The organism is Arthrobacter sp. JB02-1C (assembly GCF_057748045.1).
Map to the genome: position 1 here is coordinate 705,219 of NZ_CM173235.1, position 17,002 is coordinate 722,220.

At 70.9% G+C, this 17,002-nt stretch carries 17 protein-coding genes; 15 read left to right on the forward strand and 2 right to left on the reverse strand.

The annotated features are described in order from the left end of the window. The first annotated feature begins 49 nt into the window (after positions 1-49). Genes AC3ANP_RS03380 through AC3ANP_RS03410 form a run of 7 tightly spaced genes read left to right on the forward strand, consistent with a single transcriptional unit; the run spans position 50 to position 9,069 of the window. Positions 50-1,264, forward strand: a complete 1,215-nt coding sequence (locus AC3ANP_RS03380; protein WP_488331947.1) for a glycosyltransferase family protein — start codon at positions 50-52, stop codon at positions 1,262-1,264. Next, positions 1,251-2,471, forward strand: a complete 1,221-nt coding sequence (locus AC3ANP_RS03385; RefSeq protein WP_488331948.1) for a glycosyltransferase — start codon at positions 1,251-1,253, stop codon at positions 2,469-2,471. Before AC3ANP_RS03380 ends, AC3ANP_RS03385 begins: the two co-directional genes overlap by 14 nt. Beyond that, positions 2,471-3,643: a glycosyltransferase family 4 protein gene (locus AC3ANP_RS03390; protein ID WP_488331949.1), complete on the forward strand. Its 1,173-nt coding sequence runs from the start codon at positions 2,471-2,473 to the stop codon at positions 3,641-3,643. The genes AC3ANP_RS03385 and AC3ANP_RS03390 overlap by 1 nt, the downstream gene beginning before the upstream one ends. Next, positions 3,640-5,523: an ABC transporter ATP-binding protein gene (locus AC3ANP_RS03395; RefSeq protein WP_488331950.1), complete on the forward strand. Its 1,884-nt coding sequence runs from the start codon at positions 3,640-3,642 to the stop codon at positions 5,521-5,523. Before AC3ANP_RS03390 ends, AC3ANP_RS03395 begins: the two co-directional genes overlap by 4 nt. Then, the gene (locus AC3ANP_RS03400) at positions 5,520-6,818 is read left to right on the forward strand and encodes a phosphotransferase (RefSeq protein WP_488331951.1); all 1,299 of its coding nucleotides are present in this window, start codon (positions 5,520-5,522) and stop codon (positions 6,816-6,818) included. Before AC3ANP_RS03395 ends, AC3ANP_RS03400 begins: the two co-directional genes overlap by 4 nt. After that, positions 6,815-7,948, forward strand: a complete 1,134-nt coding sequence (locus AC3ANP_RS03405) for an aminoglycoside phosphotransferase/kinase family protein (RefSeq protein WP_488331952.1) — start codon at positions 6,815-6,817, stop codon at positions 7,946-7,948. The genes AC3ANP_RS03400 and AC3ANP_RS03405 overlap by 4 nt, the downstream gene beginning before the upstream one ends. Continuing rightward, a complete protein-coding gene (locus AC3ANP_RS03410; protein WP_488331953.1) occupies positions 7,945-9,069 on the forward strand; it encodes a phosphotransferase in 1,125 nt (374 codons plus the stop codon). Before AC3ANP_RS03405 ends, AC3ANP_RS03410 begins: the two co-directional genes overlap by 4 nt. A gap of 36 nt (positions 9,070-9,105) precedes the next feature. Here the strand turns inward: AC3ANP_RS03410 and AC3ANP_RS03415 are convergent, their stop codons facing one another. Beyond that, positions 9,106-9,753, reverse strand: coding sequence for a uracil-DNA glycosylase (locus AC3ANP_RS03415; protein WP_488331954.1), 648 nt, complete (start codon positions 9,751-9,753; stop codon positions 9,106-9,108). A gap of 128 nt (positions 9,754-9,881) precedes the next feature. On the opposite strand from AC3ANP_RS03415, the gene AC3ANP_RS03420 reads away from it, so the two are divergent. The 4 genes from AC3ANP_RS03420 to bcp all read left to right on the forward strand — a co-directional run bounded on the left by AC3ANP_RS03420 (position 9,882) and on the right by bcp (position 12,062). Then, positions 9,882-10,406: a DUF488 domain-containing protein gene (locus AC3ANP_RS03420; protein WP_488331955.1), complete on the forward strand. Its 525-nt coding sequence runs from the start codon at positions 9,882-9,884 to the stop codon at positions 10,404-10,406. A 56-nt stretch (positions 10,407-10,462) separates the two neighbouring features. Further along, the gene (locus tag AC3ANP_RS03425; RefSeq protein WP_488331956.1) at positions 10,463-10,624 is read left to right on the forward strand and encodes a hypothetical protein; all 162 of its coding nucleotides are present in this window, start codon (positions 10,463-10,465) and stop codon (positions 10,622-10,624) included. A 27-nt stretch (positions 10,625-10,651) separates the two neighbouring features. Then, positions 10,652-11,446, forward strand: a complete 795-nt coding sequence (locus AC3ANP_RS03430; RefSeq protein WP_488331957.1) for a hydroxypyruvate isomerase family protein — start codon at positions 10,652-10,654, stop codon at positions 11,444-11,446. Between the two features lie 136 nt (positions 11,447-11,582). Next, entirely contained in the window at positions 11,583-12,062 is a 480-nt protein-coding gene (gene bcp / locus AC3ANP_RS03435) for a thioredoxin-dependent thiol peroxidase (RefSeq protein WP_488331958.1), read from the forward strand. Positions 12,063-12,074: 12 nt separating this feature from the next. Here bcp and AC3ANP_RS03440 read toward each other — a convergent pair whose 3' ends face one another. Next, positions 12,075-12,923, reverse strand: a complete 849-nt coding sequence (locus AC3ANP_RS03440; protein WP_488331959.1) for a class I SAM-dependent methyltransferase — start codon at positions 12,921-12,923, stop codon at positions 12,075-12,077. Between the two features lie 181 nt (positions 12,924-13,104). Between AC3ANP_RS03440 and AC3ANP_RS03445 the strand changes: the two genes are divergently transcribed. From AC3ANP_RS03445 to purM, 4 genes are all read left to right on the forward strand, one after another. Then, the gene (locus AC3ANP_RS03445) at positions 13,105-13,422 is read left to right on the forward strand and encodes a hypothetical protein (protein WP_488331960.1); all 318 of its coding nucleotides are present in this window, start codon (positions 13,105-13,107) and stop codon (positions 13,420-13,422) included. Between the two features lie 146 nt (positions 13,423-13,568). Further along, positions 13,569-14,096 carry a YbhB/YbcL family Raf kinase inhibitor-like protein gene (locus AC3ANP_RS03450; RefSeq protein WP_488331961.1) on the forward strand — a complete coding sequence of 176 codons (528 nt, stop codon included), beginning with the start codon at positions 13,569-13,571 and terminating at the stop codon, positions 14,094-14,096. Positions 14,097-14,175: 79 nt separating this feature from the next. Beyond that, positions 14,176-15,828 (forward strand): amidophosphoribosyltransferase, encoded by a 1,653-nt coding sequence (gene purF, locus AC3ANP_RS03455; protein WP_488331962.1) that lies wholly within the window; start codon positions 14,176-14,178, stop codon positions 15,826-15,828. After that, positions 15,825-16,994 (forward strand): phosphoribosylformylglycinamidine cyclo-ligase, encoded by a 1,170-nt coding sequence (gene purM / locus AC3ANP_RS03460; protein ID WP_488331963.1) that lies wholly within the window; start codon positions 15,825-15,827, stop codon positions 16,992-16,994. Before purF ends, purM begins: the two co-directional genes overlap by 4 nt. Positions 16,995-17,002 lie beyond the last annotated feature (8 nt).

The following is a 17,002-nucleotide window of genomic DNA, read 5'->3' on the forward strand; positions in this document are numbered from 1 at the left end:
GCCGCAAGGAATGCCCCTGTGCCGCGGACCGTGGGTACGGAGGACCACCATGGAGCCGATGCGAATAGTGCTCTACTCCCACGACTCGGTGGGGCTGGGGCACATGCGCCGGAACCTGGCACTGGCGCACGCGCTGTCCAACCAGCTTCCAGGGCTGACCGGCCGCGCCGTGACCGGCATCCTCATCACCGGCACCGCGCATGCCCCCGCGTTCCAGGCGCCGGACGGCTGGGACTGGGTGCTGCTGCCCGGCGTGGGCAAGAGCCCGGAGGGCTACCTGCCACGGAACCTCGCCGTACCCATGCACGAGCTCGTCGCCATCCGCGCCCGGCTGCTGAAGGCGGTCCTGGCCGGGTTCAGCCCGCAACTGGTGATTGTGGACCGCCACGCCACCGGGGTGCACCGCGAACTGGAGTCCGCGCTGCGGCGTGTGCGCGCCCGCGGGCCGGTGCGGGTGGTGCTGGGCCTTCGCGAAGTCCTCGACGCCCCCGATGTGGCCTTCGCCGAGTGGGCCCGGTTCGGCGGGCCGCGGCTGGTCAAGTCCCTGTTCGACGAGATCTGGATCTACGGCGACCCCGCCGTCCACGACCCGGTGGCGGCCGGCGAAATTCCGTTCTCGCTGCGCAAACTCATCCGCTACACCGGCTACCTGGCCGCCGGCCGGCCGCCCGGCTCCGGCACCAGCTGCATGCCCGGGCCGTACTGCCTGACCACGGTCGGCGGCGGCTCCGACGGCCATGCCCTGGCTAGCATCGCCGTCGCGGCCCGGGTGCCGGAGGGCCTGGGCCACCTGATCGTGGCCGGGCCCGAAATGCCCCTCGCCGAGCTCCACGACCTGCAGCGGCAGGCCGGCCCCGGCGTCAAGGTAGTGCCCACCGTGAACGACCTCATCTTCCATCTCCGGCACGCCTCCGCCGTCGTGTCGATGGGCGGCTACAACACCGTGTGCGAGATCCTGAGCACCAGCGTCCCCGCCCTGATCGTGCCGCGGACCCAGTCCCGGGCCGAACAGCGCATCCGGGCGGAGTCCCTGGCCGACGCCGGGTACCTGGAACACCAGGACATCGGCACCCTGACCCCCGAGGTCCTGGCCGGCTGGATCGCGGCGCGGCTCGGCACCACGGTGGACCGCCGCCGGGCCGTCCTGGACGGCCTGGTCCGCGCCCCGCAGCTCGCGGCCCAGCTGCTCCAGCCCCTGCTCCGCGCCGAGGCCGGCGAACCTGCGCTCAATCCAAAGGAGAGTGCCAGCCGTGTCGCAGTGTGAACCGGCCACCGCGTATGTCCTCAAGATGTACCCGCGCTTCTCCGAGACCTTCATCGTCTCGGAGATCCTGGCGCGGGAAGCTGCCGGCGACAGGATCGAAATCTTCTCCCTGCTGCCGCCCAACGACGCCAGGTTCCACGCCGAACTCGCCAGGGTCCAGGCACCGGTGACCTACATCGACCGGCCGCTGAAGACCTCCGAACTATGGGACTGCTTCCGCGCGGCCGAATCGGCCGGGCTCACCGGGGCGCTGGGCAGGACTTTCGGCGAGCTTACTGCCGCCCCGGTCGACGACGCCGTCCGCGCCGTCAATCTCGCCGTCGCCCTTCAGGCCCGGAACATCCGGCACATGCACGTGCATTTCGCCTCCGGAGCGACCAGCGTCGCCCGGCTTGCATCCGCCGTTACCGGGATTCCCTTCTCCTTCACCGCGCACGCCGTGGACATCTTCCATGAATCGGTCAGCAGCGACGACCTCAGGATCAAGCTCGAACAGGCGCACCACGCCGTCACCATCAGCCGGTTCAATCTGCGCTACCTCCGCCGCCGGTTCCCCGCCGCCACGGCGCGGCTGCACCTGGTGCGCAACGGCCTGGACCTGGACCGGTTCCCGTACCGGGATCCGCGGCCGGCCGGGACCACGGTCCGGGTCGCCGCCGTCGGGCGCCTGGTCGAAAAGAAGGGCTTCCAGTATCTGCTGCCGGCCGCGGCCGAACTGGTGGACGCGGGCTTGCGCCTGGAGGTCCGGATCGCCGGAACCGGCGCGCTGGCCGAAGAGCTCGAGGACGCCATCGGGGAGCTCGGCCTGGACGGCCAGGTCCGCCTGCTCGGGGCCCAGACCCAGGACCAGGTCCAGGAACTGCTCGAATCGTCCGACATCTTCGTCGCCCCGTGCGTGGTCGGCGCGGACGGCAACGCGGACGGGATGCCCACCGTGCTGCTGGAGGCAATGGCCACCGGCGTTCCCTGCATCAGCACCGCCGTCACCGGGATCCCCGAAGTGGTCCGGAATGGTTCCACCGGAATCCTGGCCCCGCCGGCGAACGCCCACGCCCTCGCCCGGGCAATCCGGCAGCTGAGCTCCCCCGCCACGGACCGGGCGGCGATGGCCCGGAACGCCCGGGCCCTGATCGAGCAGGACTTCGACGTCCGGCGCCAGGCCGAACTGCTCCGGGCCCTCGCCCGCCCGGAAAGGAGCGTCGCCTGATGCGTGTGGCCTATATCTGCGCGGACCCCGGGGTGCCCGTTTTCGGCACCAAAGGCTCCTCCGTGCACGTCCAGGAAATCGTGCGGGCGTGGCGGCAGGCCGGCGCCAGCGTCTCCGTCTACTGCACCCGGCTCGGCACCGACCGCCCCACAGACCTGGACGACCTCGACGCCGTCGAGGTCCCCGCCGCCGTCGTTCCGGGCCGGGCCCGCGAACAGTCGCTCGAGGACGCCGCGCTTGCCCTGGTGGACCTGGTCCTGCACCGCGGCTGCGACCTGGTCTACGAACGCTACTCCCTGTTCAGCCCGGCGCTGGCCGTGCTGGCCCGGGTCCTTTCGGTCCCGTCGGTCCTGGAGGTCAACGCCCCGTTGATTGAGGAACAACAGAAGTACCGCCAGTTGCTGGACGTCAGGAAAGCCGAGACGGTGCTGCGGCGCAACGCCGGGACGGCCGACGTCGTGGCCTGCGTGTCGGAGCCGGTGGTCCGCTGGGTGCGGCAGCGGGTGCCCGGGGCACGGACGGCCCTGACGCCCAACGGCGTAAACGTGGACCGCATCACGGCCCGGCCGCCGGGCCGGCAGCACGCGGGCCATCTGACCGTGGCGTTCGTGGGGACGCTGAAACCCTGGCACGGGGTGCCCGATTTGCTCGAGGCCGTCGCGCTGGCCAACTCCTCCCCCGCGTTCCCCTGTCAGCGGTGGGCGGTGCGGATCATCGGCGATGGGCCGGGCCGGCCCGAACTGGAGCGGCTCGCCGGCGCACTGGGTGTCGAGGCGGAATTCACCGGAGCCGTCCTGCCCGCCGACGTTCCCGGCCTGCTGCACGACTGCGACGCCGCTGCGGCACCCTATCCGGCAGAGGAGCAGGGGCAGGACGACTACTTTTCGCCGCTCAAGGTCTACGAGTACATGGCCGCCGGGATGCCGATCATCGCCAGCTCCGTGGGCCAGATCCCCGCGATCGTGGATGACGGGCGCACCGGCATCCTGGTCCCGCCCTCGGATCCCGCGGCCCTGGCCGGGGCGTTGGCCCGGTTGGCGGGCGATCCGGCCCTGCGCCGCGCCCTGAGCAGCCGGGCCCGCGACGACGCCGAACGGCGGTTCAGTTGGAGCGGGGTGCTGTCGCGCATCACCTCCGGGCTGCCGGCGCCGCGGCAGGCGGCCCGGCCATGACCGGCGCAAGGCAGCCAGCCCCCGGCAGCCCGGCCTCGGGGCTGCGGCGGACCCTGCGATGCGTCTGGCCGCACCTGCGGGAACACCGGTTACGGATGGCCATCGGTTTCCTGGCGCTCGCCGCCGACGTGCTTTTCCGCCTGCTGGAGCCGTGGCCCGTGAAGCTGGTGATCGACGCTGTGACACGCTCGCTCGGCGCGAGCATCCGCCGGCCCGGACCGGCCCTGGAAGCCAGCATGCAGACGCTGCTGCTGTGCGGCGGCGCGATCGTCATCATCAGCGTCCTGCGGGCGGTGGCCAACTACTGGTCCGCGATCTCCTTCGCCCTCGTAGGATCCCGGGTCGCCGCGGACCTCCGCGCCCGCACTTTCCGGCATGTGCAGGGCCTGTCCATGCGCCACCACACGCGGGCGTCCGCCGGAGACACCGTCCAGCGGCTCGTCAGCGACGTCTCGCGCCTGCAGGACGTGGCCGTCACCGCCGGCCTTCCGATGCTCGGCAACGCCGTGACGCTCGTGGCGATGACCGTGATCATGTTGTGGCTCGACCCGATGCTGGCGCTCGTCGTCTTCCTGACCGCCGGCAGTTTCGCCATCCTGTCCCGCCGCAGCTCGGGCTCCATCACGAAGGCGGCGGGCCGGTCCCGGAAAGGCGAGGGAGCCCTGGCCACCACCGCCGCGCAGACCCTCGGCGCCATGCGTGAAGTCCAGGCCTACGGGCTCGAGGACACCATCAGCTCCAGCTTCCGGAAGAGCAACGCGGCCACCCTCGGCACGGGCGTGGCCGCCCTCCGGCTCGCTGCCGGCCTGGAACGCCGCACGGACGTGCTGATCGGCGTCGCCACCGCCGTCGTCCTGGCCGGCGGCGGCTGGCGCGTGCTGGACCACTCCATCAGTCCCGGGGACCTCGTCGTCTTCCTGACCTACCTCAAGACCGGCATGAAGCCGCTGAAGGATCTCGCCAAGCAGACCAGCCGGATCGCCCAGGCCACCGCGTCCGGCGAGCGCGTCGCGGACCTGCTCGAGGCCCAGACGGACCTGCCCGAACCCCCGGACGCCCGGCCCTTGGACAATCGCCACCCGGACATCGTGTTCGACGACGTCTCCGCCGGCCACGGGGAGGGAACCACCGTGCTGCACGGGATCAACCTGACGATCCCGGCCGGCGAACGGCTCGCCATCATCGGCCCGTCCGGCGCCGGCAAATCAACCCTGGCCAGCCTGATCCTGCGGATGATCGACCCGACCACCGGCACGGTCCGGGTGGGCGGGGAGGACCTCAGGCAGCTGCAGATCGCCTCGGTGCGTTCGCATGTCTCGATCCTGCTGCAGGATTCCGTCCTGTTCGGCAACACGGTGCGGGAGAACATCAGGTTCGGCCGCCTGGACGCCTCCGACGAGGACATCGAGCACGCGGGCGCCCTGGCGCAGGCCGACGACTTCATCCGGGCCCTTCCCGCCGGCTACGACACCGTCCTGGGCGAAGCGGCCAAGGACCTCTCCGGCGGCCAGCGGCAACGGATCGCGATCGCCCGGGCCATCCTCCGTGAAGCGCCGATCGTGATCCTGGACGAGGCAACCGCCGGGCTGGATCCTGCCTCCCGGGAATCCATCCTGGCTGCCCTGGACGTCCTGACCCGCGGCCGGACCTCCATCACCATCACCCACGATGCCTTCGCCGCGCGCCTGTCCGACCGGGTCATCTGGCTCGAGGACGGGCGCATCCGCGAAGAAGGCAGCCCGCTGGAACTGCTGCGCGACCCCGACAGCCGGTTCAGCAGGTGGCTGGGAGGTCCGCCCGCCGCCCGGGCAGCGAAGGAGGAAACGGCCGAGGAGCACGGGCAGCGGGTGGAGCTCCGGGACGTTGAGGTGCCGACGTGAATGCGGTGCGAAGGCCCTTGCGTGAGGCGGACCTTGAGCTCGCCCGCCGGGACGGGCGGCTGCCGGGGCTCGCGGTAGTGCTCGACGACGACCTGCTCTCCGAGGTCCTGGGCGAGGCCGCCCACGTCACCCGGGTCCGCTACAAGCCGGGTACGTCCGCCCTGGTGGCCTTTACCCGCACCCTGGAGGGTAGGGAAGAGTACGGCTGGGCCCTCACGACCCGTGGGAACGTCAAGCTGGAGGGACGCGCCCGGACGTCGGCGCGGCGCGGCGGGGGCCTGCGTCTCCTGCGCGCTCCCCCTCCCCACACCGACGCCGTGATCGCGGTCGGCGGCATCGAAGACGACTGGGCCCTGTACAAGAACCTCCGCTGGCTGGCCGGCCGGGGGCTGGCAGAGCTCGGCGCCGTGCCGGGTCCCGGGACCGGACCCGTAGGCGCCAGGGTGCTGCGCTACAAGCCGGAGCGGCGCGTGGTCCTGCTGGAGCAATCCCGGGATGCGCCGATCGTGATCAAGCTCGCGGCCCGTCCCGCCGCCGGAAACACTGACCGGTTCCACCAGCGCCTGCGGGACCATGACGTTCCCGTGCTTCCCGCGCTCGGCGGCGCTGATTTCCAGGACCACGGCACCAGCGCCAGTCCCCACTGGGGTGACCGCGATCTGGCGGCCAGCCACGACGCCGAAAGCGCCCGCCGGGCCGGTGAGGCCCTCGCCCGGCTCCACCGCATCCCGGCGGACGACGACGGCGGACCCGCCGCCGGGTCCGGGACCCTCGTGGAGCGCCAACTGGCGGTGACCTGCGCCATGGTTACGGCCCTCGCCCCCGCACTGGAACTGGGCGCCGCACGAGTGGCAGCCCGGATCCGACGCAGTCTGGACGGCGCCGATCTGAACGGCGACGACCTGAACGGCCCCTACGGCGGGCGTCCCGCCGTCGTCGTCCACGGGGACTTCTCCGCTGATCAGGTCCTGGTCAGCGGGTCCGAGGTCCGGCTGATCGACTTCGACCGCGCCCGGGCCGGACTTCCGGAGAGCGATCTCGGCTCCTTTACCGCCGTCGAGGAGATGGCGCGCTGGCGGGAGGCCACCCGCAAGGACGTATCCCTCCAGCCGCGCTTGGCACCCCTGCTGGCGGGATACGTGCACGCGGGCGGCCGGTTCGCCCCCGACGCGGTCGACGCCTGGGCGGCGCTGAGACTGTTCGCCAGCAGTGTCGATCCTTTCCGGGACCGTTGCCCTGACTGGGCCGCCGATCTGGCCCGGCATATCGACCGGGCCTGGGAGCTGGTGGCATGAGCTGGCTCCCGCCGCTCCCCAAGTCCGCCGTCGACGACCGCGGCCGGACCTGGCACGTCCGCCGGGCGTGGCCGGACAAGATCCCGGGGGACTACAAACTCGAGGTCACGGTTCCCGGCCGGCCGGGCGTCAGGGCAGGCCACCTCCGGTCCGGACACTTTGAGCTGGTGCCCCCGGACGACCCCGGGCTGCCGTCCCTCCTAGCCGCGGCGCGGCAGGGGGAAATCATCGCGCACCGGCCGCACACCCGCGCCGTGGTGCGGGCCGAGTCGTGCTACATCAAGGTTTTCCGGCCCGGCGAGGCGGCCGTCCCTGCCGCACGCAGCGCGCAGGTCCAGGTCCTTCTGGGCGACGGCACGTTCGCGGCGCCCCGGGTGCTCCGAAGCTCACCGGATGTCGTGGTGGCCAGCCCGCTGCCCGGCCGGACCTTCGGCGAGCTGGGCCCGGACCAGGCTGCCATCAGCGATGAAGCGTACGCCCGTCTCTGGGGCGACTGGTCCCAGCGCTGGTCCGCGCTGGTCGGCGCCCTGCAGGATGGCGCCCTGCATGACGCCGTCCGGCTGGATGCCCTGTCCGCGCTGCCGGTCCGTTCGGCCGCGGACGAGGCGGCCGACCTCCAGCGCTGGCTGAAGCGGTGGCTGCGGCACTACGGGAACGTCCCGCAGGCGTCGGCAGCGCGCGTGGCCTTGTGCGCCCGGGCCGAGGACGTGGTGCAGAGGCTGGTCCGGCAGGCCCCGGACCCGCTGGGGTGGGCCCACGGGGATTTCCACGACAAGCAGATCATCGCGGTCGACGGCGGCGGCCTGGGCCTGCTCGACTTCGACGACACAGCCCGGGCCGAGGCCGCCCTGGACATCGCCAGCGTGGATGTGCACCTGGAGTTCCTGGCCCGCCAGCAGCGGCTCGCGCCGGCCCGGTATCTCGCCGCCCACCGGCAGGTCCTGGCCGCCGCGGACCGGCTGCGGGTGAGCCCGGAGCGGTTCACCGCCTATTCGGACGCCGCCTGGCTGCGGCTGGCCTGCTCTCCCCTGCCCGGGCGGCTGGCCCTGGCCCTCGCCGCACTTCAGGAACGTGCCGCGCAGCCGGACGGGACCCCGGACGCTCCGCCGGTCCAGGAGCTGACGGCATGAGCTGGCACCCGGAGGTCCCCGCCGCCGTCCGGGACCCGGACGGCGCACCCTGGCAGGTCCGGCGGGCGTGGCCCCAGCCCGCCGCCGGGGATTACACCCTGGAACTCGCGGGCCCTGGCGGCACCGGCGTCCGCGCCGCGCACCTCCGTGCCGGAGCGCTGGAGCTGTTGCCCGCAGGTCGTGACCGGCGGCTGCCCGGGCTGGCCAAGGTGGAACCGCTCGGCGAGGTGCTGGTGCACCGGGCCCACAAACGGGCGGTGGTCAGGGCCGGTGACCGGTATTTCAAGATCTTCCGGCCCCGCCAGTCCGACGACGCCGTGCAACGCCACCTCCGGTCGACCACGTTCCTGGCCGTCGGCGACTTCCGCAGCCCCGCCGTCGTGTCCTATACCGAGGGCTGCCTCCTCCTGGCCGCGCTTCCCGGCCGGTCCCTGTTCGACCTGGGCAACGACCCCGCAACCGACGACGCCGAGTTCGCACGGATCTGGCAAAACTGGGCCCAGGGCTGGGCCCGGCAGCAGGCCCTGGCCGGCACGCCCGGGTACCGGGCGTCGCTGGCGGCCCTGACTCCCCACACCGCCGCCGTCGAACTGGAAAGCCTGCAACGGATGGTGGGCCTGTGGCTGCTGCATGCCCGGGACATCCCGGCGGCCCGGGTCCAGCGGGACGCCATCCGGGACGCGGCGGCGGGGATCGCCGAGGAGCTGGTCCGGACCCCGCCGGATCCGCTGGTCTGGTTCCACGGAGACCTCCACGACAAGCAGATTTTCGCCACCACACCGGATGCTCCCGTGGGCCTGCTGGATTTCGACGACGCCGGGCTGGCGGAAGCCGCCGTCGACCTCGCCAACCTTGCCGCGCACCTTCACTTGCGGCTGCGGCAGGGGCGCCTGACGGCGGAGCGCTACCGCGCCGCCCGCGGCCAGGTCATGGCCGCCGCCGAGGAACTGCGGGTCACCCCGGCCCGCTTCAATGCCTATGCCAAGGTGGCCTGGCTCCGGCTCGGCTGCCTCTATTCCTTCCGGCCCCAATGGGCAACGCTGGCCGAGGATCTCCTCCGCGAGGCCGCAGCGGACCAGGCACCTGTCTGCGCTGCCGGGACCCCGGACGCCAGGGTCTGACGGCCGCCGCGGGCGTGCTTTTCCCTTTCCGGGCTGTCACCAGCCTCCAGTGGCGATCAGTTCCGCCAGGCCGCGCTTGAAGTCGGCCCGGCCGCCGTGTGCCGGGTGCCTGATTTTCGGAGCCTCGAACCCGGTCCGCTGCAGGCTGCGGTGCGCCACGTTGCCGACGGCCACCACCGTCCGGATCGAGAACTCCTCCGCAAGCGCCTGCCAAAACGGCGTCCCGAGCGCCGCCTCCGAGGTTGTGGGAGTGCGGTTGGACAGCGGCAGCCCGGGCCGGTGGGTGTGCCACGGGCAGGCGCTCCAGAGCAGCGGCAGGAAGTCGAGCTCTGCCAGGACCTCCCACATCACGGTCGCGGTCGGTTCGGCGGCGATACCCGCGGCGTCCGGCGGCAGCTCGTACCCCTTGCCCGGCCCGAACAGGCCGAGCCGGTTGGCGGGCGCCTCGAGAATGGTGCGGCTGGTGAAGGGGACCCCGGTGATCTTCATGCCCCGGAAGCCCGGCGCCTCGCCCAGCAGCAGCACCGTCGGGGAACGGCGCAACATCTCCTGCAGGTAGATCGTTAGGTTCCGCCGGCGCACGGCGTTCGCGGGCACCGCATGATCGAAAAAGTTGGCGCAGGCCGGTCCCGTTTCCACCGCGGCAAGCCGGTCCACGAAGTTCTCGATGGCGGCTGAACCCACCGGGGCCCTCCTCACGGCGACTGGTAGATCACCCAGAGTATCCAACGGCCCCGGCCCGCCGCTCCGGTCGCTGCTACCGTTCCGGCGGTTCCGGCCGGCTCTGGCCGGGGTGCGCCTAGCATGGGCAGATGACGGACATCACCATCCATACGGTGGGGCACTCCACACATCCCATCGACGAGTTCATCGGCATCCTCAAGGCCCACGGCATCAAGAAGCTCATCGATGTGCGCACGGTGCCGAAGTCGCGGCACAATCCGCAGTTCGCCGAAGAGGCGCTCGCCGCGAGCGTGCGGGCCAGCGGGATCACCTACCGGCGGATGGCGTCCCTGGGCGGCCTGCGGCACACCACCAAGGACTCTCCCAACGGGGCGTGGCGGAATGCGTCGTTCCGGGGTTACGCGGACTACATGCAGACCGAAGAGTTTGCCGCCGCCGTCGACCAGTTGCTCGAACGCGGCCGGAACAGCGACGCGGCGATCATGTGCGCCGAAGCGGTTCCGTGGCGCTGCCACCGGTCGCTGATCGGGGACGCCCTGCTGGTCCGCAACGCCACGGTGCTGGACATCATGACGGAGAAGTCCGCGAAGCCCCACACCCTGACGTCCTTCGCCCGGGTGGACGGCCTCCGGGTCTGGTACCCGCCGGAGTAACTGCCCGGCGCGCGGCGACTGGAGGCTGACTTGCGCCGGCTTGCTAGCCTGAAACCGTGAGGTACGAGTCGCTGTGGATCGGCATGCTGGTTGGCGCGGCCATCGGTTTTGCCGTCGGCGTAGCCACTGTGGACAAGCCGTTCACCGGGATGCTGATCGGACTGGGCATCGGGGCGCTGGTAGGCCTCGCCGCCCGGAAGGACCCCACGAAAGGCTAGGACACCCGCTTACGCCGGAAAGAACCCATGACGTATACCGTGAACTGCTCCATCCTGCTGACCGAACTGCCACTGCTGGAACGGCCAGCCGCGGCGAAAGCGGCCGGCTTTGACGCCGTCGAGTTCTGGTGGCCCTTCGCCGGCGCCGTGCCGTCCGACGCCGAAGCGACCGCCTTCGAACGGGCCATCACCGACGCCGGGGTGCAGCTCACCGGGTTGAACTTCGCCGCCGGCGACATGCCCGCCGGCGACCGCGGCCTGGTGTCCTGGCTTGGCCGGGACACCGAATTCCGGGACAACATCGACGTCGTGGCCGGCATCGGCGCGCGGCTGGGCTGCACCTCGTTCAACGCGCTTTACGGCAACCGGGCCGACGGCGAAGCACCGGAAAAGCAGGACGAGCTCGCCCTGCAGAACCTCGCCGCCGCCGCTGCCGGCGTCGCCCCGCTCGGCGGCACCGTCCTGGTGGAACCCGTCAGCGGTGCGCCGCGCTATCCGCTGCGCACCGCGGCCGACGCCCTGGCCGTGGTCACCCGGGTGCGGGCCGAGACCGGCGCGCACAACATTGCTTTCCTCGCGGACTTCTACCACCTCGCCGTCAACGGCGACGACGTCGGCGCGGTTGTGGAGCGGCACGCCTCCGAGTTCGGCCATGTGCAGATCGCGGACGCCGCTGGCCGCGGCGCCCCCGGTACAGGCTCCCTGCCGCTGGGACGATGGCTGAGCCGCAGCCGTGAACTGGGATACGACGGTCTTGTTAGTCTCGAATGCATCGGTCCCGCCGATGCTGCGTTCGACTGGGCACGCCGGCACGCTCTTTGAGCCGCGAGTCCCACGGGCGCCGGGACGCCTGCCCTCGCATGTCCCGGCCGCGGCGGCTGTCCTCGGTGGAATACCGAAACGACGAAACGTGTTCTCTCCCACAGACGATTTTCCCACCCCCAGCGAAGGATTACCCATGAGCCAGAACGCCACCGTGAAGCTGCAGCCCGGTACCGCTGCCCCTGATTTCACCCTCCCCGATGCTCAGGGCAAACCGGTATCCCTGGCCGACTACCGCGGCAAGAACGTCATTGTGTACTTCTACCCGAAGGCCGCCACGCCGGGCTGCACCACCGAAGCCTGCGACTTCCGCGACAGCCTGGCCTCGTTGCAGGGCTCCGGCTACGAGGTCCTGGGCGTCTCCCCGGACGCACCCGCGGCCCTGTCGGAGTTCACCGGCGACTACGCCTTGACGTTCCCGCTGCTCTCGGACGAGGACCACGCCGTGGCCCGGGCGTACGGCGCCTGGGGCGAGAACCTGATCCGCGGCGAGATCACCGAAGGGCTGGTCCGGTCCACCGTGGTGCTCGATCCCGAGGGCAAGGTGCGGCTGGCCCAGTACAAGGTCAAGGCCGAGGGCCATGTCGCCGCGCTGAAGGACGAGCTGGGGCTCTAGCGTCCGCCGGCCCTACCCCCGCGTGCCGGCCACGATCGTGGCCGTCGACCGCAGCCGGAGCGCGCCGGCGTGCTCGTAGCGGCCCAGCAGCTGGAACACGTCCGAGCGGACCAGCGCCCGGGCTTCCTTGTCCGCCGTCGCCAGGCCCATGGCCACCGTCGTGGCTAGATCCTCCATGAACTCCCAGTAGCCCTCCGGGGAGGCGTGGACCAGGTCCGTGCTGACGGTCCGCTCGGCCACCTCCAGGAGGCCGGCCTCCCGAAACATCCGGGTCATGAACCCCGGCGCCGAACAGCGGAACAGCCCCGGCGTCCCCGGGGGCGGCTGCGGCAAGTCCGTGTGCTGCGCGAGCGTGCCCAGGATCAGGCTCGCCCACGGATTCCCGGCAGCCTTTCCCCAGACGGCGGCGCTGATCCTCGCCCCGGGCTTCGCCGTCCGGACCATCTCCCGCAGCGCGGCCCGCATCTCGGGAAAGTAGGTGAACCCGAAGCGGCACAGCACGGCGTCGAACGTGGCGTCCTCGAAGGGCAGTTCCGCTGCCGGGCAGACGTTGAAGCCGACGTTCACGAGTCCCCGGGCCGCTGCCTTTTCGGCGGCCACCTGTAGCATTCCGGCCGAGATGTCCGTCAGGATCACCTCGCCGTCGGGCACCAGTGCGGCCGCGGTGAGGCCTGGTTCGCCGGAACCCGCCGCGACGTCCAGCACCGCCGAGCCGGGGCGAAGCCGGGCCTCCGTGATCAGGGCGTCGCCGAAGGGGCGGTGCCAGCCAAGCACCTGGGCGTCCCACTTCTTCCAGCCCGCCGCGAACTGGTCCCAGATGATGCGCTGCTGGTCACGGATATTGTCCGCTGAGACTGACATGGTGCGTCCTCACAACCTGGACCGCACCCTCCCCCATCCCATAGTCTGCACCGCCAGCCGCGTTCCCGCTAGGCTTCCCGGTTTCGGCGGCAGGATGGGTCGGCGGCGGCCCGGATCCGCCCGCCGTGGGCCCGGGGCAGGAGCGAAAAGGAGCGGGTCCCCGGGCAGTAGGCTTAAGGGCATGGCTTCCGAAGAAACCCCCGACCGCCGCGCTGTCACCGTCCGCCGCGCACCGAAATACGTGCCGTTCCTGATCGCCGGTGCCCTGGTGGGTGTGGCCGCGGCCGCCGTCATCGCGTACGGCATGCCCGCCGACGAGGGGTACAACGCCAACGCGGTCTTCGGCTTCTTCGTGACCTTCTGCGCCGCGGGAGGCGCCGTCCTGGGCGCCGTCGCGGCCCTGTTGTTGGACCGGCGCAGCGTGCGCCGCTCCGAGCGCGCCGTCGTCGAGTCCGTCCCGGATTCCGTGCCGGATACCGACGACGACGGCCCCGCCTAGCTGGGACGAGCCCCTCTTCCAGCGCAGCCGTTCCGTTCCAGGTGCGGATGGATGGTCTCTGACCTCGTGCATCAGCGCAGCGGCTGGGGAAGAATGGGCCCATCGGCCTAGTGAAATCGGCCCAGTGAAGAGGAGAACGAAATCTCATGACATCCCGCGACCCTTACGAAGCACTTCCCCAGCTTCCGGAATTTCAGCTGACCAGCACCGACATCCAGGACGGTCATACGCTTCCCCCGGCGCAGCGCAGCGGGAAGATGGGCATTGAAGGCGGCCAGGACCGCTCCCCGCAGCTGTCGTGGTCGGGGTTCCCGGCGGAAACCAAGAGTTTCGCGGTCACCGTCCTGGACCCCGACGCTCCCACTGGCAGCGGTTTCTGGCACTGGGCTGTCTTCAACGTGCCGGCGTCGACCACCTCCCTGACCTCCGGTGCAGCGGAGACCGGCTTGCCCGCCGGCGCCGTCCAGCTGGCGAACGACGCCGGCTTCCGCGGCTTCGTGGGCGCAGCGCCGCCCTCCGGCCACGGCGTGCACCACTACCACGTGGTGGTGCACGCGCTGGATGTGGAGAAGCTCGACATCCCCGCTGAGGCCAGCCCCGCCTACCTGGGCTTCAACCTCTTCTCGCACGCCATCGGCCGCGCACGACTGGTGGGTACCTTCGAACAGCCCTGACCCATTCCCGTCAGCGGTCCGGCAGGTCATAAACCGGCCGCCGGAGAAGACCTACCGCACGACGTGAGATAATCGACCAGTGGCACGCGGCGATGGAAAACTTTCTCATGATCTTCTCCCTGGCGAAAAAGGCCCGCAGGATGCCTGTGGCGTCTTCGGCGTCTGGGCTCCCGGCGAAGAGGTAGCAAAACTCACCTACTACGGGCTGTACGCGCTGCAGCACCGCGGTCAGGAGTCGGCTGGTATAGCCACCAGCGACGGCAAGCGGATCAACGTCTACAAGGACATGGGCCTGGTGTCCCAGGTCTTCGACGAGACCACGCTGAACACCTTGACCGGGCACCTGGCCGTCGGGCACTGCCGCTACTCCACCACCGGCGCGAGCCACTGGGCCAACGCGCAGCCCACCCTCGGCGCAACCGCCACCGGCACGGTGGCCCTTGCGCACAACGGCAACCTCACCAACACCGCCGAGCTCAAGGCCATGATCACGGACCGCGACGGCGACCAGCTCACCGGCGAGATGAAGCAGGGCAACACCTCGGACACGGCCCTGGTCACCGCCCTGCTGGAGGGCGAGGCCGGCAAGACCCTCGAACAGACCGCCATGGACCTGCTGCCCAAGATCAGGGGTGGCTTCTGCTTTGTCTTCATGGATGAGGGCACCCTGTATGCCGCCCGCGATACCTACGGGATCCGCCCGCTGGTCCTGGGCCGGCTGGAGCGCGGCTGGGTGGTGGCCTCCGAGCAGTCGGCCCTGGCCACCGTCGGCGCCAGCTTCATCCGCGAAATCGAGCCCGGCGAATTCATCGCCATCGACGAGCAGGGCGTCCGCTCGCAGCGCTTCGCCGAGCCGACGCCGGCCGGTTGCGTCTTCGAATACGTCTACCTCGCCCGCCCGGACGCCGCGATCGCCGGCCGCTCGGTCTACGAGTCCAGGGTGGAGATGGGCCGCCAGCTGGCCCGCGAAAACACCCAGGAAGCCGACATCGTCATCCCGGTCCCCGAGTCCGGCACCCCGGCCGCCGTCGGGTATGCGGAGGAATCCGGCATCCCGTTCGCGCACGGCTTCGTCAAGAACGCCTATGTGGGCCGTACCTTCATCCAGCCCTCGCAGACCCTGCGACAGCTCGGCATCCGGCTCAAGCTCAACGCGCTGGAGTCCGTGATCCGCGGCAAGCGCGTGGTGGTGGTGGACGACTCGATCGTCCGCGGGAACACCCAGCGCGCCATCGTGCGGATGCTGCGGGAGGCCGGCGCCGCCGCCGTGCACATCAAGATTTCCTCGCCGCCGGTGAAATGGCCCTGCTTCTACGGCATCGACTTCGCCTCCCGCGCCGAGCTGATCGCCAACGGGGCCACGATCGACGAGATCTCCCAGGCCATCGGCGCCGACTCGCTCGCCTACATCTCCGAAGACGGCATGATCGGCGCCACCCGGCAGCCGCGCGAACGCCTCTGCACCGCCTGCTTCACGGGCCAGTATCCGATCGAACTGCCCGGCGCGGACAAGCTTGGCAAGAACCTGCTCGAGCGAACCGACTCTGTCGGACAACCTGTCGGCCTGCCCAAGGGCACCGCCGGCCAGGTCGCCGCCGGCACGGACCCGGCGGAGAAGGCCGGCGCCACCGGCTGCGACCCGGGCCCGGACGCCGAATTCGAACAACTGCTCACCGACGCCGACCGCGTCCCCGCCGACAAGCCTGATGCCGACAAGAAAGAGCCAGTATGACTTCCGCCTCCCCGGCCGCTGACACGAACGACGCCGCCAACACCGGCATCACCTACGCCTCCGCCGGCGTCGACGTGGAAGCTGGCGACCGCGCCGTCGAACTCATGAAGGACGCCGTCAAGGCGACCCACAACGCCTCGGTGATCGGCGGCGTCGGCGGCTTCGCCGGGCTGTACGACGTCTCGAAGCTGCTGACCTACAAGCGTCCGCTGCTGGCCACCTCCACCGACGGTGTGGGCACCAAGGTGGCCATCGCGCAGGCCATGGACATCCACGACACCATCGGCTTCGACCTGGTGGGCATGGTGGTGGACGACATCGTGGTGGTCGGTGCCGAGCCGCTGTACATGACCGACTACATCGCCTGCGGCAAGGTGGTCCCGGAACGGATCGCCGACATCGTCCGCGGCATCGCTGCCGCCTGCTCAATCGCGGGCACCGCCTTGGTGGGCGGCGAAACCGCCGAGCACCCCGGGCTGCTCGGCGAGCACGAGTATGACGTTGCCGGTGCCGCCACCGGCGTGGTGGAAGCCGACGCCCTGCTTGGCCCGGACCGGGTCCGTGCTGGCGACGTGGTGATCGGCATGGCGTCCTCGGGCCTGCACTCCAACGGGTACTCGCTGGTCCGCCGCGTGATCAACCATGCAGGCTGGGCCCTGGACCGCGAGGTCTCCGAATTTGAACGCACCCTGGGTGAGGAGCTCCTGGAACCCACCCGCGTGTACGCGGCGGACTGCCTGGACCTGGCCCGCACCTTCCCGGTGGACGGCAGTGCGTCCGGCCGCGCCGTCCATGGCTTCAGCCACGTCACCGGCGGCGGCCTGGCCGCCAACCTGGCCCGGGTCCTGCCGCAGGGCCTGCTCGCCACCGTGGACCGCAGCAGCTGGGAACTGCCCGCCATCTTCAAGCTGGTCTCGGAGCTCGGCAACGTCCCGCTGGCCGATCTCGAGCGCACGCTCAACGTCGGCGTCGGCATGGTGGCGATCGTCTCCGCCGAAGCAGCCGACGCGGCAGTGAACCACCTGAACGCCCGCGGCCTGCCCTCGTGGGTGATGGGCACCGTCGGGACAGATTCCGACACCGGCCTGAAGTCTGGTCCGGACTACGTCCAGGGCGCCAAGGGCGTCGACGGCGGCGCCGTCCGGATGGTCAACGCCTACGCCTAACCCCTCAT